The organism is Achromobacter sp. SIMBA_011 (genome assembly GCF_046535435.1).
Classification (GTDB): Bacteria; Pseudomonadota; Gammaproteobacteria; order Burkholderiales; family Burkholderiaceae_B; genus Achromobacter; species Achromobacter dolens.
In genome coordinates this window covers 1-275 of the sequence record NZ_JAWRWN010000401.1, presented here as the reverse complement: position 1 = coordinate 275, position 275 = coordinate 1, and the positions used below count along the sequence as shown (strand labels likewise).

Genomic DNA, 275 nt, shown 5'->3' with positions numbered 1-275 from the left:
CGACGCATCGCGCGAAGCGAACGATGCGGCGTGGCGCATGCCGCTCGACGACGAGTACCAGGATCAGCTGAAGTCGAATTTCGCCGATATCGCGAACATCGGCGGCCGGCCGGCCGGCGCCGTGACGGCGGCGTGCTTCCTGTCGCGCTTTACCGAAAGCTACCCGTGGGCGCACCTGGACATCGCCGGCACCGCATGGAAGAGCGGCGCGGCGAAGGGCGCGACGGGCCGTCCGGTGCCGTTGCTCGCGCAATTCCTGATCGACCGCGCCGGGC

1 pseudogene is annotated in these 275 nt (G+C 69.8%); it reads left to right on the top strand.

The window, feature by feature from the left end:
* Positions 1–275 (top strand): annotated as a pseudogene (locus SB816_RS31470) (leucyl aminopeptidase); the annotation flags it as partial.